Source organism: Paraburkholderia sp. JHI869, assembly GCF_038900775.1.
GTDB lineage: Bacteria > Pseudomonadota > Gammaproteobacteria > Burkholderiales > Burkholderiaceae > Paraburkholderia.
Window position 1 is genome coordinate 1 of sequence record NZ_JAYMSC010000033.1, and the last position, 20,631, is coordinate 20,631.

Consider the following 20,631-nt stretch of genomic DNA (forward strand, 5'->3'; position numbering starts at 1 on the left):
CAGCCAGGGTCCGCTGAACGCAGGCGCCCTGCTGCTTCAACCGCTGACCTTCAACAATGAGTGAACACAGAAACAGAGAAAGATGCGACATCTGTAAATGGCTGGCAGGACGACATCTGTATCTGGCCATGACATTTGATGCTACGGCTTTTTTGAAATGTCCGCTTTTTGCCCTGACCATGCCATAGTCGAGCGAGCCAAGGCGATCGTCGCGCAGCTCGACTGAGTTTTCAGCCACGTTCTTTCAACGGGTCTCGCGCACGAGATCGCACCACATTCGAGGAGTTACCCATGCCGCTCGCTTCTGCAACTGCGCGCCTCGCCGGCGACGCGCCCAACTACGTCGTCGCCATCGAGGCTGGCCGCCACGCGCTGACCGGTGACGAAGGCCCGCACGAAGGTGGCCAGGATCGCGGCCCCGCGCCATTCGCGTTCGTGCTGTCCGGGCTTGCTGCATGCACGGCCGCCACGCTGCGCATGTACATGCAGCGCAAGACGTGGCCCGCCGCCACGATCGCCGTCGAGGTCAGCCTGCATGCCGATCACGATGGAACCCAGTACATCCGCCGCGGCGTCGCGGTTGACGGACCGCTCGAAGAAGCGCAGCGCGCACGCCTTGCCGAAATCTGCGAAAAGACGCCAGTCACGCTCTTCATCAAGCGGGGCACGCGCATCGATACGACGCTGCGCGTTGCGTGACGCAGGCGCCAGAATCAACCCGTCGCTGCCCCTGTTATTACAAAGTAATGACGAAAAGCCGCGCAATCAACGCTGCAGAATCTTCCCGCCGAGCTCATCGTCGACGAACGCGCGCACGATGTCCCTGAACGACGCGTCGCCTTGCAGCCCAAGCTCGGTCGCGCGCGCAACGTCCCACTGCGCGGGCCAGCTACCGACGATCTTCTCGACACGCTCATCCGCCTTCCATTCGATCCGTGCCGCAACAGCATCGCCCGCCACTTCGCGCAGCGCGGCGATCATGTCGTCGACCGTCACCGACACGCCGGGCAAATTCACCGTGCGCCGGTTCCCTAGCGCTGCGCCGTCGATCTCGCAGCCCGCGATCAGACATTCGATCGCCTTGCGTGGCGACAGCAGCCACAACCGCGTCGAACCGCTCACCGGGCATACGGCCGGCTCGCCATTCAGTGGCTCGCGAATAATGCCGCTCGCAAACGAGGACGCCGCCGCGTTCGGCTTGCCCGGCCGCACGCTGATGGTCGGCAGGCGCAGCACGCGGCCATCGACGAAACCGCGCCGCGAGAAGTCATTGAGCAGCAATTCTGCGACGGCCTTCTGCGCGCCATACGACGACTGCGGGTTCAACGCGGTTTCATCGAGCACGACATCAGGCAGATCGCCGCCATAGACGGCGACCGAACTCGTAAACACGACGCGCGGCTTATGCCCGCGCTCGCGGCACACGTCGAGCAGCAGCCGCGACGCGTCGAGATTGATCCGCATGCCGAGATCGAAGTCCGCTTCCGCCTGGCCGCTGACGATCGCCGCGAGATGGAAAATCGCCGCGGTCTTATCGTCGATCACACGCTCGAGCACGCTGCGCTCGGCTATGTCGCCGACTTCCACACGCACGCGTTCGTCATTCGGCCCCGGCGCCGCGACGACGTCGAGCAACACCAGTTCGGTGATCGGCTCACGCAGTCCGTCCGCGCCCTTTAGTTCGCCGCGTGCGAGCAGTTCGCGCGCGAGACGCTGGCCAAGAAATCCCGCACCGCCCGTGATCAGTACTTTCATGTTCCTGTTGTTCCTTAAGTGTCCGTTCAATGCGCTCAGGCACGTATCAGGCACGCGCCTTCACATACGGCCTGATCCATCCGAGCCCTTCCGACGTGCCTGCGCGCGGCCGGTATTCGCAACCGATCCAGCCGTCGTAGCCGAGTTCGTCGATCAGCGAGAACAGATACGGATAGTTCACTTCGCCGATATCCGGCTCGTGACGCTCGGGCACGCCCGCAATCTGGATATGCCCGATGCCCTTCATGTCGCGCTTGAGCTTGACGGCGAGATCGCCTTCGACGATCTGGCAGTGATAGAGATCGAACTGCACTTTCAGGTTCGGCGCGCCGACTTCCGCGCAGATAGCCTGCGCGTCGTCCTGCCGGTTCAGAAAGAAGCCGGGAATGTCGCGCGTGTTGATCGGCTCGATGACGACGGTGATCCCGTCCGCCTGGGCGGCCTTCGCCGCATACGCGAGGTTCTTCAGATACACCTCGCGATGCGCGACGCGCGATTGCTCCGGCTTGATGAGACCGGCCATCACATGCAGCTTGTCGTTGCCGAGCACACGCGCGTATTCGAGCGCGGTCTCGATGCTGCGGCAAAATTCGTCCTCGCGGCCCGGCAACGATGCCATGCCGCGTTCGCCCGCCGCCCAGTCGCCCGGCGGCGCATTGAAAAGCGCTTGAGTCAGGCCGTTTTCGGTAAGCCGCGCCTTGATGTCAGCGGCCGGAAACTCATACGGAAACAAGAACTCCACGGCCTCGAAACCGTCGCGCGCGGCGGCGGCGAAACGGTCGAGAAACGCGTGCTCGTTGTACATCATCGACAGATTGGCGGCGAAGCGTGGCATCGAAGCAACTCCTTGAATACGGGTGTTTAGCGGTTCACGAGCCGAGCGGGCGTCAGCCAGACGGCGAGCGCGCCGATCACGAGCATCGCGGCAAGCACGTACATGCCCGACTGCGTGCTGTGCGTGAGATCCTTAAGATAGCCGATCATATACGGGCTTGCGAAGCCCGCGAGATTGCCGATCGAATTGATGATCGCGATGCCCGCGGCCGCCGTCGCGCCGGACATGAACGCCGTGGGCAGCGACCAGAAGAGCGGCGCGCAGGTCAACACACCCGCAGCGGCAATCGAAAGGAACACGATCGACACGGCCGTGTTGTTCGCGAACGAAGCCGCGACCGTGAAGCCGACTGCGCCCGCGAGCGCCGGCCCGATCAGATGCCAGCGACGCTCGCGGCGCTTGTCCGCGCTGTGCCCCATCACGTTCATCACGACGATCGCGACGAGAAACGGAATCGCGCTCAGCAGGCCGATTTCGAATGCGCCCGTCACGCCGGTCGATTTCACGAGTGTCGGCATCCAGAACGTGAGTCCGTACTGGCCCGTGACGAACGCGAAATAGATCAGCGACATCCACCACGTGCGCGGATCGCGAAACACCTCGCCCAGCGAATGCGACTTCGCTGCTTCCTGTGGCTGCGCGGCGATTTCGTCGGCGAGCAGTTTCTTTTCGCGCGGCGTGAGCCATTTCGCGCTGGCAATGCCGTTGTCGAGATACAGGATCGTCGCGATACCGATGGCGATGGCCGGCACCGCTTCGATCACGAACATCCATTGCCAGCCCGCAAAGCCGTGATGCGAATCGAAGGTCTGCATGATCCAGCCGGACAACGGATTGCCGAAAATGCCCGAAACCGGAATCGCAGACATGAACACCGCGATGATCTTTGCGCGACGATGCGACGGGAACCAGTACGTGAGATAGAGAATGACGCCGGGATAGAAGCCCGCTTCGGCGAGACCGAGCAGAAAGCGCAGCGCATAGAACTGCGTTGGAGTCCGTACGAATACGAACACGGCAGAAAGCAGGCCCCACGTGATCATGATGCGCGCAATCCAGATACGCGCGCCGAGCCGATGCATCAGGATGTTGCTGGGCAGCTCGAAAAGAAAGTAGCCGACGAAGAACACGCCCGCGCCGAGGCCGAATACGGTCTCGCTGAACGCGAGGTCCTGCGACATTTGCAGCTTCGCAAAACCCACGTTGACGCGGTCCAGATACGCGACCACATAACACAGCATCAGAAACGGCACGATGCGCCAGAACACCTTGCCATAGGTGCGTTCGATTTCGGCCGCGCCGGGTTGCCCGGCTGCGGCGGCGGTTGTTGCAGGGCGAACGGATGCCGCCTGATAGCTTGTCATGCGTTGTCTCCTTCCGGCTTTCTTTAATGTTAGTGATACTAATGGTCTGCGTGGACACGCAGAAAGCTCGATGCGTTCGAACTCGTTACCACCGCGCGCCGAACACCGTACGCAACTCGTCGAGCGCGCTGTCGCCGAGCGGCGCGGGACGCGGGTTCGTCATCAGCCACAAGCGCGCCGTCTCTTCCAGTTCTTCGATCACGCACGAAGCCTGTGAAACGGAACGCTCCCAAACGACCGGCCCGAGCCGTTCGAGCAGCACGCCGCGCACGCTGTCGGCAAGCGCGGCGATCTGTTGCGCCACTTGCGGATCGCCAGGGCGCTTGTAGCGAATTAGCGGAATGTGGCCGACTTTCATCACGTAATACGGCGTGATGGGCGGCAGCACGTCGGCGTCGCTCCAGACGCCTGCGAGCGTCAGCGCGACAAGGTGGGTCGAATGCGTGTGCACGATGCCGCGCGCTTCGCGGTTGCGCTCGTACACGCCGCGATGCAGCGCCAGCGTTTTTGAAGGCTTGCCGCCCGAAACCGCGTTGCCATCGAGATCGACTTTGGCGATTTCTGCGGGATCGAGGCGGCCCAGGCACGCATCGGTCGGCGTGATCAGCCAGCCGTCGTCGAGTCGCGCGCTGATGTTGCCCGCGCTGCCCACGGTGTAACCGCGCTCGTACAGGCTCGCGCCCGTGACGCAGATCTCTTCGCGGATCTTCGCTTCGTCGCTCGTATGAATCGCGGCTGTCATTGCGCGTCTCCGTCGAGCATACGCAGCGCCTTCGCAAAGAAGTCGACCGCACCGAAGTTGCCGGATTTGAGGGCAAGCGCAAGCGGCTCGGCGCCGATGGTGGCGGTTGCGGGCACACCCGGATCGATCTGCTTGCCGATACGCAGCGTGTCGACGCCCAGCGCCTGCACCACGGCGCCCGAGGTCTCGCCGCCCGCGACGACGAACTTGCGCACGCCGAGATCGCGCAGACCGCGCGCAATCGCTGCGAGCGTGCGCTCGACCAGTTCCCCGGCTTGCGCCACGCCGAGTTCGCGCTGCGTCGCTTTCACTTCGTCGGGCAATGCTGTCGCGTAGATCAGCACGGGCTGCGGCTGTGCCGCGTTCATGTGCTCGCGCGCGAAAGCCAACGCGTGCTCGACAACGGGCTCGCCGCGCGCCGCCGCGAGCGGATCGATGCGGAACGCAGGACGCGCCTGGCGCCACGCGGCAACCTGGGCATTCGTCGCTTTCGACGCACTGCCCGCCAGCACCGCCGATGCGCCTTCGATACGCGGCAGCTCGCCCGCATCGGCGGCATCGGCGAGCAAACCGGCGCGGCGGAAATTCGCGGGCAGGCCGAGCGCGACACCGGAGCCGCCCGTGATCAGCGGCAAGTCCGCGCACGCTTGCCCGAGCGTGTAGAGATCGGCGTCCGAGACGGCGTCGGCGATTGCCATGCGCACGCCTTCGGCGCGCAACGCGTCGATCGATGCGCACACGGCTTGTGCGCCTTGCGCCACCGCGTCGTAGCGCAGGAGGCCAACTTTCGAGCGAGTCTGCCGTTGCAGCACGCGCACGAGGTTCGCGTCCGTCATCGGCGTGAGCGGATGATGCTCCATGCCCGACTCATTGAGCAGCACGTCGCCGACGAACAGATGCCCGCGATAAATCGTGCGGCCGTTTTCCGGAAACGCGGGGCACGCGATGGTGAACGGTACGGCGCCGTCGCCTGGCGTTAGTGCGTTGAGGAGCGCGTCGGCGACGGGCCCGATGTTGCCTTTATCGGTCGAATCGAAGGTCGAGCAGTACTTGAAGAAGAACTGGCGGCAGCCTTGCGCACGCAGCCATTCGAGCGCGGCTAGCGACTGCGCCACGGCGTCGGCGGCGTCGATCGTGCGCGACTTCAGCGCGACCACGAGCGCGTCGGCTTCGATGCGCATGTCGGCGCCGGGCACGCCGATCGTCTGAACGGTGCGCATGCCGCCGCGCACCAGCATGTTCGCGAGATCGGTCGCGCCCGTGAAATCGTCGGCGATGCAGCCGAGCAGCGGCTTGCCGGCAGAGGCGTTCATGTGCGTCATGTCGTTGCGCCCTTCCCGCTCAGCGCTTCGCGGGCACATCGATGCCCGGGAAAATCTTGATGACGGCGGAGTCGTCTTCGCCGCCGTGACCGGCCGTCGAAGCCATCATGAACATCTGGTGCGCAGCCGCCGACAACGGCAGCGGAAACTTCGAGCGTCGCGCGGTATCGAGCACGAGGCCGAGATCCTTGACGAAGATGTCGACGGCCGAGAGCGGCGTGTAGTCGCCGTTGAGAATGTGCGGCACGCGGTTCTCGAACATCCACGAGTTGCCGGCGCTGTGCGTGATCACGTCGTAGAGCGCGTCGGGATCGACGCCTTCGCGCAGGCCGAGCGCCATCGCCTCGGCGGCGGCGGCGATATGCACGCCCGCGAGCAACTGGTTGATGATCTTCACCTTCGAGCCCGCGCCATGCTGCTCGCCGAGCCGGTACACCTTGCCCGCCATCGCGGCGAGCACGTCCTCACAGGCGGCATACGCGGCGGCCGGCCCGGACGTCATCATTGTCATCTCGCCCGAGGCGGCGCGTGCCGCGCCGCCCGAAACAGGCGCATCGAGCATTTGCAGGCCGGCCGCTTCCACGCGGCGGCCGAGGTCGATCGCAAAGTCGGGCGCAACGGTCGCGCAAGCGATCACCACGCCGCCCGGCTTCATCGATTTGACCGCGCCCTGCTCGCCGAACAGCACCGTTTCCGTTTGCGCTGCATTGACGACGAGCGTGACGACCACATCGCACTGCGCGCCAAGCTCGGCGGGATTCGCGCAGGCCGTGCCGCCATCGGCTACGAGCTGGTCGAGCACTTCGCGGCGCACGTCGCACGCATGGACGTTGAAACCGCCGCGCAACAGCGAACGCGCGACACCCATGCCCATCGCGCCCAGACCGATCACTCCGACATTTCTCGACATACCCTTTCCTCTACGAATCAGCAGATACCGGCTTCGGCCAAACGGCGCGCCGCGTTGTACATGTGCGTTTGTGCGGCGTTGCGCGCGGCCATGGGGTCGCCTGCGCGGATCGCCGCGGCGATCGCGGCGTGCTCGTCGCGCACCTGGCGCGAGAAGTCTTCGCGCAGCGCCTCGTTGCGGCGCGTGACGACCGTGCCCGCTTCGAGGTATTGATTGAGAAACGTCAGCGTCTTCAGGAAGTACGGATTGCCCGTAACAGTCGCGATCGCACGGTGAAACGCGACGTCTTCGGCCACGCCATCGCGGCCTTCGGTGACGGCTTCGTCGATCTTTTTAAGCGCGGCGTCGATGGCCATCATGTCGGCGTCGGTGCGCCGCATGGCGGCTTCCGCCGCGACTTCGGCTTCGATCGCGCGGCGCACCGCGAGGATCTGCAGCACCGAGCCGCCTTCCATCGCTTCCGCATAGTCGATGCGCAACGGCCGGATCGCGCCATGCGCGGATACATACACGCCGCTGCCCTGCCGCGGTTCGACCACGCCTTCGTTCTTCAGACGCGAAATGGCCTCGCGGATCACCGTGCGGCTGACGCCGAACTCCTGCGCGAGCACGGCCTCCGTCGGCAGCTTGCCGCCGCGCGCGAACGTGCCCTTGTCGATCTGCGCGAGCAGCTGTTGTGCAACCGTATCGCTCAGCGCCTTTGCGGGAATTTTCTCGAACATATCATCAGATTCACCATGTCATCGGGTCATCATACAAATTTTCGCGGACGAACAGGCACCAGGGTGAACCCTGAACATCTCGTTCAGCCCGGAAGGTCTTCCACTTCGATATCGAGGAGCGCCATGCTCATCGACTTGCCGTGCGCGTCCAGCGCCAGCGAACGCGTGACGCCCCCCCCGAGCGCGTTGCCGAGCACGAAGTTGAACGCGCCCAGAAGCGGCAGTTCGTAGCGCACGACATCGCCTTTGACCACGTCGGCGAGGTGAGCCTTGACGCGCTCCGGCGTCAAGACATTGCGCAGATGGGCGTAATGTTTCGCGTCGTAGCAGATCACCGAAATATTCAGCGTATTGCCTTTGTCGCCGGTGCGGCCGTGGGCCAGTTCACGCAGTTTCATCGCTTGCCTCGACAAATTGGACAGCCGGACTCACGTGTTCGCGCGGCAGCAGCACGGACTGCACGGCAAGCACCTCGCGAGTCGCTTTGGTGACGCCGCCACCGCCCGCAGGCCCGTTGGTGTAGAGCGTTTCGACCTCGTTGCCGATGCGCGCCGCTTCCTTTACGTTCGCCACGCGCCCTGCCACGCGAACGCGCACCTCAAACGGCTCGGCGTGACTTGCCGCGAGTGCTTCGCCATAGAGCGCATTCACGCCGATCAGGTCGAAGCGCAGTTCGCTGGTGTCGACGCCCGTGGTCGCCAGGCGCTCCCGCACGATGTCGAGCGCAAGCCGCGCACGCTCGACCGCGCCCGGTCCACCGTACGAAATCTGCCCCTCTCCGATGTAGCCATCGACATACGCGACCGACACCTTCAGCGTGCCAGTGCGAGTGTTACCGCGTCCACCTGTCACGCGCACGCGGTCCTGCGCTTCCTCTACGACTCGTACCCCGGAGAAGTCCGCGACGACATCGGGCTGAAAATAGCGCTGCGGATCGTGAATCTCGTAGAGCAATTGCTCCTTGCACGTCGCCTCGGTCACGCGGCCGCCCGCATGCGGCACCTTCGTCACGACGACGCTGCCATCGGCGCTCACTTCGCCAATCGGAAAACCCAGCCGCGCGAGATTCGGCACGTCCTTGTAGCCGGGATCGGCGAAGTAGCCGCCTGTCACCTGCCCGGCGCATTCGAGCAAATGACCGACGACGGTCGCCTGCCCGAGCGTGTTCCAGTCGTCCATGCGCCAGCCGAACTCGTGAATGAGCGGCGCCGTGAACAACGACGGGTCCGCGACGCGCCCCGTCAGCACGATATCCGCGCCCGCCGCGAGCGCTTCGACGATAGGCGCCGCGCCGAGATACGCATTCGCCGAGACGATGCGGTCCGTGTAGCGGCTGACGTCGTCGCCGGACTCTTCGAAGCGCAGTTTGGATTGCAGGACGACATCGAGCACGTCGTCGCCGGTGACAGCGGCGATCTTCAGTCCGCTCAGGCCAAGCTCCTGCGCGATCTGCGCGGTCTTGATCGCCGCTGCGCGCGGATTGGCCGCGCCCATGTTCGAAATAATGCGTACGCGATTCTTCACCGCCACTGGCAGTACGGCGCGCATGCGCGCTTCGAGCAGCGGATCGTAGCCGAGGTCGGGATGGTGACGGCGCGTCTGCTGAGCGATCGCGACCGTGCGTTCCGCGAGGCATTCGAATACGAGGTAATCCAGCGCACCGTGCTCCGCAAGTTCGACAGCGGGCTCGATGCGGTCGCCCGAGTAGCCTGCGCCCGCGCCTATGCGCACGCGCCTTGATGATTCAACCGGATTCATGACGTCGACAACTCCTGGTTACAGCGTAAACACGCCCAGCACGACGCACGCGATCGTCATGACGATCGACGCGCCGAACAGCAGCGGGAACGTGAACTTCTGATGATCCGCGAGATCGATGCCGCACAGGCCGACGACGAGAAACGTCGCGGGCGTGAGCGGGCTCACGGGAAAGCCGGTGGTCATCTGGCCGAGCAGCGCGGCCTGCCCGATATGCACCGCCGGTACGCCGAGCTGAGAGGCCACTTCGGCAATCACCGGCAGGACACCGAAATAAAACGAATCGGGGTCGAAGAGCATGGAGAGCGGCATCGACAGCACGCCGAGCGCAACCGGAATCTGCCCCGCGAACGAAGGCGGCACGAAGCCGACCGCCGCCTGCGCCATCGCCTTGAGCATGCCGCTGCCCTGCATGATGCCGGTGAACACACCCGCGGCGAGCAGAATGCCCGCCATCATCAGCGCGGCGCGCGCGTGCGCGTCGATGCGCTTGCGCTGCATGTCGACGTTCGGGTAGTTCACCATCAGCGCGATGCACAGGCCCACCATGAACATGATCGCGGGCGGAATCTTCTCGCCCATCACGACCATGGTGCCGAGCACGATGATCGTCAGCACGATGTTGAACCAGAAGTTCTTCGGGCGGCGCAGCGCCTGTTCCTCGGGCGTGAGTTCGCGTTTGGGCAGCGGAATTGAGCCGCCCGCGGACGAATAGCCGAGGCGCTTTTCCTCGCGCCAGCCGAGCCACCAGGCCATGCTGAACACGAACACGAGGCCGATCGCCTGTATCGGAATCAGCGGATTGAAAAGCGCTGAAATCGGCAAATGCAGCGACGCCGATGCGCGGATCATCGGCCCCGTCCACGGCAGGAAGTTGATGCCCGCCGCCATCGAAACGGCCGCGGCCAGCACGCGCTTGTCCATGTTCAGGCGCTCGTACAGCGGCAGCATGGCGGGGATCGTGACGAGAAAGCACACGGCGCCCGAGCCGTCGAGGTGAATCAGCAGCGCGAGCAGCGTCGTGCCCACCACGATGCGCGTCGGTTTGGTGCCGACCGTGCGCAGGATGCGGTCGATGATCGGATCGAGCGTGCCCGCGTCCGTGATCGTGCCGAAATAGAGAATCGCGAACACGAACATGCCGACGACGGGCGCGAGACTCTTCAATCCGTCGATGACGAATTTGCTCGTCTGCAGGCCGAATCCGCCGATCAGCGACGCGGCGATCGGCACGATGATGAGCGCGACGAGCGGCGACATGCGTTTTGAAAGAATCGCGGCCAGCAGTACCACGATTGTGACGAGCCCCAGCAAAGGCAGCATGTTGTGTCTCCAGTCTTGTCTTTTAGTGCGGACCAGCGTAAGTTCGGCGCTGCAATAACGCAATTGAAATGATTTGATCGCAGTAATCACAGTTCGTTATGGATCTCAATCTCCGCGACATTCGTGCTTTCGTGACCGTGGCCCACGCGGGCAACTTCACGCGCGCGGCCGCCCGGCTGCATTTATCGCAGCCCGCGCTCACCGTGCAGATCCGCCGGCTCGAGGAAACGGTGGGCGCGCGACTGTTCGATCGCAACAGCCGCAGCGTGGCGCTCACGCAAACGGGCCGCGAATTGCTGCCTATCCTCACGCGCTCGCTCAACGATATGGAGCAGGCGCTGCGAGATGCGCGCGCACTCGGCGACGGCTCGAGCGGCACGGTGCGGCTCGCGTGTCTGCCGACCTTCGCAGCCAGTGCGCTGCCCGAACTCATTCAGACGTTTCGCCAGCGTGTGCCGCAGGCGCGGTTTCAGGTCCGCGATGTCGTTGCGAGCGCCGTCAACGCACTCGTGCGCAACGAAGAGGTCGATATCGGGCTGACGGGCGGCCACAGCGTGGATGCGACGCTCGATGTCCTGCAAACGGGCGAGGACCGGCTCGTGATCGTTTGTCCGAAGACCCACCCGCTTGCCCGCAAGCGCACGGTAACGGTCGACGATTTCGCGTCGATGCCGCTCGTGCTGACCGCGCCGGGAACCAGTGTGCGCGCGGTGGTGGATGCCGCGCTGTCGAACTCGCGTTGCACGCCCGATATCGCGTGCGAGCCGATGTACATGATGACCGCCGTCGCAATGGTGCGCGGCGGACTCGGAATCTCCGTTCTGCCTGAGTCCGCTCGCGAAGTGCATGCCGAGCGCGGGCTCGTTACGCGGCCCATCGACGATCCGGCGTTCGTGCGCCCGATTGCGCTCGTCAAGAAGCGCGGCCGTACATTGCCTCGCGTGACCGAGGACTTTGTCGATACAGTCGACCTTGGCGGCAAGCCGCCGGACTGAGCTCTGGGGCGCTGAAACATGAGACCAAGGTCTTTTGCCTTGCCGGCGCCACTGCCGATACTGCTCAATCCGGGCTCTCTCGCGCGCTTCGCAACCCGCTTCTCAACCCGCTTCGAACTCGTCGCTCACCAGCACGCCACGTTCGCGCGGCCACTCCTCCATCTCGCGTAAGCTTCCGTCGGAAGCGGAAGTAGCAGCGCACTGGACGGCTGTGGCTAAGCGATTTCGTCGTATACATACGCACAACCTACGATACGACTTCACTAACCTGACAGCGCCCTCGCTCGTGTACGTTGATCAGGCAACACGAATGGTTGCCAGCGCCATTCGAGCGGGACACACGGCTCAATGAGCGCGTTCTGCCTTGCATGCCGAAGATCGATTACGTGGAGAGCACTTTCATGCCACCCGGAAGCACCATCCATTCGCGGCGCGCAGTGTGCATGGCTTGCGCAGCGTCCCTGCTTCTGCAAGGCTGTGCCGTGTCGCCCTCGATCGCGGTGGTCGGCGCCTACTTTCCCGGCTGGCTGTTCTGCATCGTTGCGGGCGTCGTGCTCGCCATCCTCACTTTCCTCGCGCTCAAACGCGTGAGCCATGACCGGCTGCTGGGGCCGCCTGCGCTCGTCTACCCCACGCTCGTGACGTTCTTTTCACTCATTGCCTGGTTGATCTTCTTTCAACACTGACAATTCTTCAGGTGCACGCCATGGCGACTCCAGCCAGCAAGACATCGAAGAGAAAATGGCCGGTCATCGTACTGCTCGTCCTGACGCTGCTGTTGCTGCTCTTCGTGATCCGGCAGCTCGATCGCACGCCCCGTACCGACGACGCCTACGTCTACGCCGATACGATCGACATGGTCCCCGAAGTCAGTGGACGCATCATCGATCTGCCGGTGCGCGACAACCAGGCCGTCAGGCAAGGCGATCTGCTGTTCCAGATCGACCCGCGGCCGTTTCAGGACGCGCTCACGCGCAGCCGTGCATCGCTCGTCGCGCTCGACCGGCAGATCGAGCTGACCCAGCGCACCGTCAACGCCCAGCAGTACAACGCCGAATCGGTGCGCGCCGCGGTCGAGCGCGCGCGGGCCGCCGCGTCCCAGGCGAGCGATACGCTGCACCGCATGGAGCCGCTTTTGTCGAAAGGCTTCGTATCGGCCGAGGACATCGATCATGCCCGCACCGCACAGCGCTCCACCCAGGCCGAACTGAATGCCGCACAGTTGCAGGCGCAGCAAGCCGCTGCGGCCGTGAGTGGCGTGGATGCGCTGGTCGCGCAACGCGCCGTCGTGATGGCCGAGATCTCGATTGCCGAACTGAACCTCGAATTTGCCACCGTGCGAGCGCCGTTCGACGGACGCATCGCCTCGCTGACGACCTCCACGGGCCAGTACGCATCGGCGCTCAAACCGATCTTCACGCTCATCGACACGCGCCGCTGGTACGTGGTGGCCAATTTCCGCGAAACCGAGTTGAAGGGCATCCGCCCCGGCACGCCCGCCACCGTCTATCTGATGAGCGACACGAGCCGCCGCTTTCAGGGCACCGTCGACTCGATCAGCTATGGCGTCGCGCCCAGCGAAGGCGGCCTCGCGCTGCCCGGCGGCCTGCCGCACGTCCAGCGCACGATCAACTGGGTGCATGTCTCGCAGCGCTTCCCCGTGAAGATCCGCATCGACGATCCCGACCCGAACCTCTTTCGCGTGGGCACGTCGGCGGTCGCGTTGCTCCATCCCGAGCGGCGCAACGACGGCGAACGCCACTGAGGTACGCACATGGCCATCGCCGAATCCCTCGCAGGCGCCCTGCCCGACTGGCTGCATGAAGCGCGCGGCTTCCTCGAGCGCGAGTTCGCGCCATTTCCCGGGCGCGCCAACGTGATGCTGCGCTGCATGCTGACGAGCGCCATCGTGATCGTCGCCTCGATGGCGCTCGAAGTGCCCGAGGCCGCGCTCTCGCTGCTGGTCGTGTTCTACGTGACGCAGTCGAACGTGGTGATGACGCGACTCGTCGGGCTCATGTTCATCGTCGGCTCGACGCTCGCCATTGGCCTGTCGATCCTCCTGCTCAAGTTCACCTTCGACTACCCGCTGGTGCGCATCGTCGTTGCGACCGTGCTGCTGTTCTGCAGCATCTATCTGATTCGCGTGCTGAAGATCGGTGTTGTGTTCTTCATCGTCGCCATCGTGATCATCTATGTGCAGAGCTTCGTCGATCGGACCGACCAGGCGGAGCTCCTCATCCGCGCCGTGCTGTGGGTGTGGGTCGCCGTGAACTACCCGATCGCGCTCACGCTCATCGTCAACACCCTGCTGCTGCCGGTCGAGCCGCAGCGTCAACTTCGCGAGGCCATCCATCGCCAGTTGAGCGCGGTGCAAACACGCCTTACGCAATTGATCGAGGGCGCGGCGAACGTCGAGCCGATTCCCCTCGCAGCCGTGCAGCAAGGGGCGCTGACGCTACAAAAGCTGCTGCGCTTTTCGACCATGCGCGACCCTGAGTATCGCGAGCATCAGGCGCTACAGCTTGCGTGCATCGCGACAGTGTCGAGGCTCGTTCGCGCCGCGAGCCGACTGCCGCGTGAATGGCCGGGCGCGAGCGCTTCGCAGGTCGCGATGCTGCGCGAGTTGCGCGCGAACGTCGAGGCGCTCGACGCCGCGGTCATGGCCCGCGCGCCGTATCGCTACGTGACGAGCACCGCGCCCGAAGATCGCGCCGCCGTGGACGCCCTCCCGGCTTCCGCGGAAATGCAGCGCGCGCTGCGGGCGTTCTCCGATGTCTTCGCGAGCGCCGCCAGCGCCGGCAGACCTGCGGCCAAAGCCGCTGCGGCCGAGCCCATGGTCGCGCCCGACGCGTGGACCAACCCGTCCTATTTCCGCTTTGCGATCAAGACAACGGCGGCCGTACTGGCCTGCTACGTGTTCTACAACGCGGTGGACTGGCAAGGCATACACACGATCATGCTGACGTGCATCATCGTCGCGCTGCCCAGCCTCGGCGCATCGACGCAACGCGCCGTGCTGCGCATCGTGGGCGCGCTCGCGGGCAGCGGGCTTGCGCTCTTCATGGTGGTGTTCGTCGTGCCGCAACTGGAGAGCATCGTCGGCCTGTTGCTGATGATGCTGCCCGTGATCGCGCTGGCGGGCTGGATCTCGGCCGGATCGGAACGCATTGCCTACGCTGGTGTTCAGCTGTTGTTCACCTTTTCGCTGTCCTTGCTCGCCGATTTCGGCCCGACGACGAATCTCACCGAAATCCGCGACCGGATGGTGGGCATCCTGCTGGGTGTGGGCGTCGCGACCTTCGTGCAGATGTCCTTCTGGCGCGAGGGCGAAGGCGATGTGCTGCGCCAGAAACTCGCCGCCTTGCTGCGTGCGATCAGTACGCTTTTGCGGGCGCCGCAGGCAAGCGCGGGCACGGCGCAGGACGCGTCCCATGCCCAGCTCGAACTCAAGACATGGGCGCAACTGGACGATTGCGAAGCGACGCTCCTGCGCGTGACGATCGAGCCGAACTGGCAGGAAGGCGAGCACGCGCTGCTCACGCTGCGGGCGCAGACCGTGATCGCGCAAAGCCGCGAGATTGCACTCGCGGGCAACGCGCTCCACAACGTGCTCGCCGTGGCGGATCGCGCCAGCCCCCGCGCGGTCGACGCGGCGCGCGCCGTTCAGGACCAGGCCGCCGCGGCGCTCGAGCGTTACGCCGACGATCTCGCGGTCTATCCGCCTGCCGCTCATGCGCCTGCCCGCATCGCGGTCACCGCCGTTCCCGATGATTCCATCGCCGCGGCGATGGACGAGTTGTCGCGACAAGTCGCGGGCCTGCCCGACTGGCACATCGAAGCGCCGGCCGCTGCGGCGTCGTCACAGGCGGTGCGCACATGAAGGCCCAACGCGATCCTGACCGCCTGAAGTGGCGACATCTCACGGTGATCGCAGCCTGCGTCTCGTGCATGGTCGCGGGCTGCGCGCTCATCCATCACAATGGCCAGCCGGATGCCACGATCGCGCCCGAGCAGATCAACCTCGCCGACGACATCCATCTCGCGCAGGAAGGCTGGCCGGCCGCACGGTGGTGGACGCAATACAACGACCCGCAGCTCGACGCCCTGATCGATCAGGCGCTCAGCACCGCGCCGACGATGCACATCGCGCGCACGCGCGTTTCTCAGGCCAGATCCGACGTTGAACTCGTGAGCGCCGGATCGAGCCTTCAGGTGACGGCAATCGCGTTGCTCGACCGCACACACGTTTCGGCAAACGGATTTCTCGGCCCGTTCGCAGAGAACATTCCGGCAGAAGGGCTGACGGGCCCCTGGTACACGACGGGCCTCGTGGGGCTCGGCGCGAGCCTGAACATCGACATCTGGGGCAAGCAACGCGCGCAGGTTGCCGCAGCGCTTGGCGTGAACAACGCGCGGATCGCGGAAACGTCGGCCGTCGAACTCGAAATTTCCGCCGACGTCGCACAGTTGTACTACGGCATTCAGACCACCTACGCGCTCATCGATCTGCTCAAACAATCGCGCGATATCGCCGCGTTTAGCGTGGCGGCTCACGAGGCGCGGGTGGCGCGCGGCCTCGAATCGCGCACCGAGCTGGAAGCCGCGAAGGCGCTGCAACTGGCCATCGAGGAGCAGCTCGTCTCGGCGCAGAACCGCATCGTGGGGTATCGCGAGTCGTTGCGCGCGCTGATCGGCGCGGGGCCTCACGATCTGCCCGTCATTACGCCGGCGCCGCTGCCCACGCAGCAGGCGGCATTGCCCGCCACGCTCTCCTACGAACTGCTTGCGCGGCGGCCCGACCTGCAGGCGTTGCGCTGGTATGTACAGGCGTCGTTCAGCCGCATCGACGCAGCGAAGGCCGCGTTCTATCCGAGCTTCGACATCCGGGCGTTTTTCGGCGTCAACGCGCTGCATCTCGCGGATCTTTTCACGCATGCGAGCCAGCAGATCAACCTGATACCCGGCCTCACCCTGCCTATCTTCGATGGCGGCCTGCTCAACGCGCATCTGGGCGGCGAGCGCGCGCAGAGCAACATGCTGATCGATCAGTACAACGAAGCCGTGCTCAACGCCGTGCGAGATGTTGCACAAGCCGGCAGCCGGTTGCAGGCGCTCGATACGCAGTTCGATTTGCAGCGCCGCAAGGTCGAGTCCATTGCCTTTGCGGGCGACAGCGCCGAAGCCCACTACCAGCGCGGCCTCAGCAGCCGGCTCACGGCACTCGAGGCGCGCCAGCCGGTGATCGCGGAACAGGTTGCACTGCTCGCACTGCGAGGCGAAATCATTGGGCAGGACATTACGCTGACGAAAGCGCTAGGCGGGGGTTATCGCGCCGAGTCGCCCGTCGAGCTGAAGCCGCGCTGATCGTTTGCAGTACCATGCCTCGCGTGTTCACCTGCGAGATGGTCCTGGACCCGCGTATCGATGGCCCCGTGCGCGAGGCATCAATCGTTTTCGTCGTCATCGTGCTGACGATGTTTCCAGCCCTTGTGCCAGCCGTTGTCATGCCATTGCCGACGGTTCCAGTCATCGGCCTCATATGCGCGGCCGTACACAACCGGCGCTTGCGCGTACGCAACCGGAGGCGCCTGATACACAGGCGGCGGCGCCCAGTACACGATGGGAGCCGCTTCGACGACGACACCTGGCCGCGCTTCATCCACAGGGACCTGCTGCGCCGAACGGCGGCGGTCCTGTGTCGCGAAATCGTCCGGCGAACCAGGCCAGCCGGCCGCTGGGCGCGCTACCGGGAAATCACGGTGTGGCGTACCGCCATGATCAAATGGGGGCGAAGGGACAAGCCGGTCGCTCTCAGCACGCGCAAGCGTAGCGCCATGTTCTGGCGCCGACCTTGCTGTTGCGTCATGGCCCGACGAAGGCGGCGGCCGCTTTGGCGATGCCGGCCGGTTCAGACCAAGCGCCCGCCGCACGTTCGCCATGAAGTGCGACGCCCAATGCCCGCGATTCTGGGCCGCGGCGCCGCCCGCCTTACCCGCTCGCCCTGTTGCGGCCATGTGAGGAGGAGCGACGCCGCGGGAAGGCGTCGCGTGGCGGACGGGCGAGGTAGAAGGCGCAGGCTGGGCGGGTTCCGCACGGGCCATTGCGGTTGGGCGAGCAGGCACTGATGTTGCCGGCAAGGCCTGCGCGGACGAAGACACTGGTGGCGTCGCTGCCGCCGGCTTGATCGTCCCGGACGCCTGTCGTGCACCTGCGTTCGATTCGACGCTCGTTGGCGGGTCATGGCCGGACCAGAGATCGTATGTCACGGCGCCCGCAGCCCCGAACGCCAGCACGCTTGCCGGCGCAATCCAACGCACGAGGCGTCCGGATCGTGCGGGCGGCCGGGCTGGCACGGGATGTCCCCCAAAATTGGCCCACCCGGCGAGGCTGCGCTCGCCCAGATGCAGCAGCCCCGGTTGGGCAAACGCGTTGCCGGGTTTCGACCCGCTCCGTGTGACGTTTCGATAGACCTTGCTTAGACTCCCTTGCAGGAGCGGGAACCGCCTGAACAGAATGATGAGCGAAACGACGACGCACATCAGGGTGTTGGCCAGATTCATCCAGAACATGCCATTCGGGATCCCTTGGCTCATTTCGAGGAGCATGAGTGCGAAGGTGCCATTGCTGAGCGCCCAGCAGCCCCAACTCAGCAGACTGTGGCTGCGCATGTCCGCTTCCCGCGCGAGAAGTTTGCCGATAGTCGGAAGGTACGTGAGGATGCGCACGCTATTCCAGAACAGGAACATCGCGCTCAGTGCCTGGACGTAGAGTTCGTGAGACATCTCGACTCCCTTGCCGTGCATGGCGGGCGGGGCACGTGCTTTAGCGCCGGTGGTGGTAGCGCACGCGTCGGGACGGTCCAGTTTCAACGTCCCTTTCGCTATACGACTGCAAACAGGTAACACCTGATCGAGCCGCCCTCGCCTTGCGAACCTTGAAGCACGGGACGTGTTTGCGAACTTCTCACGTACCGCATGCCAGCACTGCGGGCGCTCGTCCCATCTGCCGGGCGCGCGCGGCTAGCAACGTCTTCATAGCCAATGGGCTTATGGTAGAAAATTAATCGCAACATTGCCGATCGCTGTCTTTTAGCGCCTGGCAATGTGCTGAGCAAGCCAGTGAATCCGGGGTAGTCGTCCGATTACCCCAATCTGGACGTCAGCGCGCGACGCGAATGCCGGAAAGCTTGGTGCTGATGCGTCATACGCCCTGATAAAGCGTTGCGTTGGCGCAGAAAGGGGTAGTCGTCCTTTTCGAGCGAAATCTGGCGGCCAGTCTTATTTTTTCTATTAAAATCAACGCCTTGGTCGGATCCCATATTTCCGGCTCTCATCTCTTTGAAGCAAGATCTGGCGCTTTCATCCGCCTGCTGTTCGCGCTGAGTAGACAACCTAACCATGCGCCGCCAAGGCGCCGCATCCAGTAGCGTCTCCCGATAGCGCTCGATGGGAAAGCTCATCGCCGCCCGGAAATTTACGTGCGCGAAGTGCGCCGGCCCCAGCCGGCGCAACCAGTCGTCGCCGATCCCTTGACCTTTGCTACGCCAACCGTCAAGGGCCGCCTGCATCTGCTGCGTATTCCAGCAATCAACATGTTTGTCAGATGCGTGCGCTGGAATTCCACCACTCGGTCATCTGCACGCGACAGCCGACCGGGCATCTCGAGGAGACGCATTGTCGTCGCAATGTGCACCGGGTCTAGCTTTGGAATCATGGTGGCGACGTTCCTGACGTCCAGGTCCGTGCCGTGGGCGAGCAACGCAGCGTAGAGCGGAGCACGTACGCTTTGAAGAATTCCGTGCACACAGACAATTCTCCTGCGACCTCATCGAGAGTTTAAACAACAAGTCCAAAGTCATGTCCGAAGAAAATACGGATTCGAATCAGTGGATAACGACACAGAGTTCGAACATCGACGCGCGCTAGTCGCACCGAATGGCATCCTTGTAGAGGCGCGTACACACTCGTCGAATGGCGCTTCAGGCACGACCTCGAATACTTCTGACGCGTCGTGCGTGCCGGTCGCACCTCTCATCAGATTGCCCATGCCGTAGTAAAGCATGTGCTCGGGTGGCGGTTCGGTCAGCCTGAGGGATTGATTGCTCACCGCAAAGCGCAAGCCGCACGATACGCGGGCCACGCGCGCTATACGCCTGCTTGCTGGTTTTCAACACACAGTCCTCCACTCAGATATCGCTGGCTGAGCTTGCGCAAATGGTTGCACACTCCAAGGGTTCACGCTGCTCTGACAACGACGTGGTTGCCATTTATCCGGCTGCCGATGAAGGTACATACGAAGCAAAGTAGCGCATGAACGCACATCCGCGGATGCGTAAAGCATGCATGAACCTGTTCACTGCGGCTTTCGCCAAGGAGGCACCAAGCGCAGAAGTGCTCGCAATTGTTCGTCAGCAGACGATAGCGGTCTTCACCGAGGCGCGATCGAGCGCGCAGCACGGCATCCTCCCCAGAGTACTTCCGCAACGGATGCGGTCGCACGCCGACGACGTAACCGCCAGCGAACTGTTCGAGTGAGACCTCTTCGACAGGCCCTCGATGTGCGGTCTTGTCGAAGCCAGCATAGTGAATGACCTTGCCGTGACCGACATAGATGCCGTGATGTTCGTAGCCACGACGCGGTGTGATCAGGTGTGCACCGGGAGCAGGCTCATCACTAGAACCGCCGAACGCGACGTCTAGTGGTGCAAATGCATCTGCGCGATTCGGTGCATGTTCACTGTCTGATTGCCGGATATTGCGACTCATTACTTTGCTCTAAGTCCCGAGGGTGAACCGCTGATGCTGCAAACCAGAAACGCGCCTATGTATTTGACGACAGAAAATGCATCTCAATGCAAAGACACAGATCGCACTCACTCCAGCACATTTAACAATCGACAGTG

The 20,631-nt window shown here is 64.0% G+C and carries 20 protein-coding genes; 6 read left to right on the top strand and 14 right to left on the bottom strand.

The window, feature by feature from the left end; all coding sequences use genetic code 11:
- The coding region (locus tag VSR72_RS35800) for a hypothetical protein (protein ID WP_342956962.1) at positions 1 to 238 on the bottom strand (238 nt) is incomplete at its 3' end.
- A 53-nt stretch (positions 239 to 291) separates the two neighbouring features.
- Between VSR72_RS35800 and VSR72_RS35805 the strand changes: the two genes are divergently transcribed.
- Complete coding sequence (locus tag VSR72_RS35805; RefSeq protein WP_342956963.1) at positions 292 to 699, top strand: OsmC family protein; 408 nt, start codon at positions 292 to 294, stop codon at positions 697 to 699.
- Between the two features lie 66 nt (positions 700 to 765).
- Here the strand turns inward: VSR72_RS35805 and denD are convergent, their stop codons facing one another.
- From denD to VSR72_RS35855, 10 genes are all read right to left on the bottom strand, one after another.
- Complete coding sequence (gene denD / locus VSR72_RS35810; protein WP_342956964.1) at positions 766 to 1,755, bottom strand: D-erythronate dehydrogenase; 990 nt, start codon at positions 1,753 to 1,755, stop codon at positions 766 to 768.
- Between the two features lie 46 nt (positions 1,756 to 1,801).
- A complete protein-coding gene (gene otnI / locus VSR72_RS35815; RefSeq protein ID WP_342956965.1) occupies positions 1,802 to 2,590 on the bottom strand; it encodes a 2-oxo-tetronate isomerase in 789 nt (262 codons plus the stop codon).
- A 26-nt stretch (positions 2,591 to 2,616) separates the two neighbouring features.
- Positions 2,617 to 3,954 (bottom strand): MFS transporter, encoded by a 1,338-nt coding sequence (locus tag VSR72_RS35820; RefSeq protein WP_342956966.1) that lies wholly within the window; start codon positions 3,952 to 3,954, stop codon positions 2,617 to 2,619.
- An 85-nt stretch (positions 3,955 to 4,039) separates the two neighbouring features.
- Positions 4,040 to 4,696 carry an aldolase gene (locus VSR72_RS35825; protein WP_342956967.1) on the bottom strand — a complete coding sequence of 219 codons (657 nt, stop codon included), beginning with the start codon at positions 4,694 to 4,696 and terminating at the stop codon, positions 4,040 to 4,042.
- Positions 4,693 to 6,009, bottom strand: a complete 1,317-nt coding sequence (gene otnK / locus VSR72_RS35830) for a 3-oxo-tetronate kinase (protein ID WP_342956968.1) — start codon at positions 6,007 to 6,009, stop codon at positions 4,693 to 4,695. Before otnK ends, VSR72_RS35825 begins: the two co-directional genes overlap by 4 nt.
- Positions 6,010 to 6,037: 28 nt before the next feature.
- Positions 6,038 to 6,928, bottom strand: a complete 891-nt coding sequence (gene ltnD, locus VSR72_RS35835) for an L-threonate dehydrogenase (protein ID WP_342956969.1) — start codon at positions 6,926 to 6,928, stop codon at positions 6,038 to 6,040.
- 17 nt (positions 6,929 to 6,945) lie between these two features.
- Positions 6,946 to 7,650, bottom strand: coding sequence for a FadR/GntR family transcriptional regulator (locus tag VSR72_RS35840; protein ID WP_342956970.1), 705 nt, complete (start codon positions 7,648 to 7,650; stop codon positions 6,946 to 6,948).
- An 83-nt stretch (positions 7,651 to 7,733) separates the two neighbouring features.
- Positions 7,734 to 8,048: a hypothetical protein gene (locus VSR72_RS35845; protein WP_342956971.1), complete on the bottom strand. Its 315-nt coding sequence runs from the start codon at positions 8,046 to 8,048 to the stop codon at positions 7,734 to 7,736.
- Positions 8,035 to 9,408, bottom strand: coding sequence for an acyclic terpene utilization AtuA family protein (locus tag VSR72_RS35850; RefSeq protein WP_342956972.1), 1,374 nt, complete (start codon positions 9,406 to 9,408; stop codon positions 8,035 to 8,037). The genes VSR72_RS35845 and VSR72_RS35850 overlap by 14 nt, the downstream gene beginning before the upstream one ends.
- Positions 9,409 to 9,426: 18 nt before the next feature.
- The gene (locus VSR72_RS35855; RefSeq protein WP_342956973.1) at positions 9,427 to 10,731 is read right to left on the bottom strand and encodes a citrate:proton symporter; all 1,305 of its coding nucleotides are present in this window, start codon (positions 10,729 to 10,731) and stop codon (positions 9,427 to 9,429) included.
- A gap of 98 nt (positions 10,732 to 10,829) precedes the next feature.
- On the opposite strand from VSR72_RS35855, the gene VSR72_RS35860 reads away from it, so the two are divergent.
- From VSR72_RS35860 to VSR72_RS35880, 5 genes are all read left to right on the top strand, one after another.
- Complete coding sequence (locus VSR72_RS35860; RefSeq protein ID WP_342956974.1) at positions 10,830 to 11,726, top strand: LysR family transcriptional regulator; 897 nt, start codon at positions 10,830 to 10,832, stop codon at positions 11,724 to 11,726.
- A gap of 401 nt (positions 11,727 to 12,127) precedes the next feature.
- Positions 12,128 to 12,412, top strand: coding sequence for a YtcA family lipoprotein (locus tag VSR72_RS35865; RefSeq protein ID WP_342956975.1), 285 nt, complete (start codon positions 12,128 to 12,130; stop codon positions 12,410 to 12,412).
- Positions 12,413 to 12,432: 20 nt separating this feature from the next.
- Positions 12,433 to 13,491, top strand: coding sequence for a multidrug transporter subunit MdtN (gene mdtN, locus VSR72_RS35870; protein ID WP_342956976.1), 1,059 nt, complete (start codon positions 12,433 to 12,435; stop codon positions 13,489 to 13,491).
- Between the two features lie 9 nt (positions 13,492 to 13,500).
- Positions 13,501 to 15,609 carry an FUSC family protein gene (locus VSR72_RS35875; protein ID WP_342956977.1) on the top strand — a complete coding sequence of 703 codons (2,109 nt, stop codon included), beginning with the start codon at positions 13,501 to 13,503 and terminating at the stop codon, positions 15,607 to 15,609.
- Positions 15,606 to 17,093, top strand: a complete 1,488-nt coding sequence (locus VSR72_RS35880) for an MdtP family multidrug efflux transporter outer membrane subunit (RefSeq protein WP_342956978.1) — start codon at positions 15,606 to 15,608, stop codon at positions 17,091 to 17,093. The genes VSR72_RS35875 and VSR72_RS35880 overlap by 4 nt, the downstream gene beginning before the upstream one ends.
- Positions 17,094 to 17,173: 80 nt before the next feature.
- Here the strand turns inward: VSR72_RS35880 and VSR72_RS35885 are convergent, their stop codons facing one another.
- The 3 genes from VSR72_RS35885 to VSR72_RS35895 form a co-directional block, all read right to left on the bottom strand.
- Positions 17,174 to 18,511 (bottom strand): hypothetical protein, encoded by a 1,338-nt coding sequence (locus tag VSR72_RS35885; RefSeq protein WP_342956979.1) that lies wholly within the window; start codon positions 18,509 to 18,511, stop codon positions 17,174 to 17,176.
- A gap of 359 nt (positions 18,512 to 18,870) precedes the next feature.
- The gene (locus VSR72_RS35890; RefSeq protein ID WP_342957028.1) at positions 18,871 to 19,347 is read right to left on the bottom strand and encodes a Tn3 family transposase; all 477 of its coding nucleotides are present in this window, start codon (positions 19,345 to 19,347) and stop codon (positions 18,871 to 18,873) included.
- A 616-nt stretch (positions 19,348 to 19,963) separates the two neighbouring features.
- On the bottom strand, positions 19,964 to 20,494 hold the full coding sequence (locus VSR72_RS35895; RefSeq protein ID WP_342956980.1) for a lecithin retinol acyltransferase family protein: 531 nt from the start codon (positions 20,492 to 20,494) through the stop codon (positions 19,964 to 19,966).
- Positions 20,495 to 20,631 lie beyond the last annotated feature (137 nt).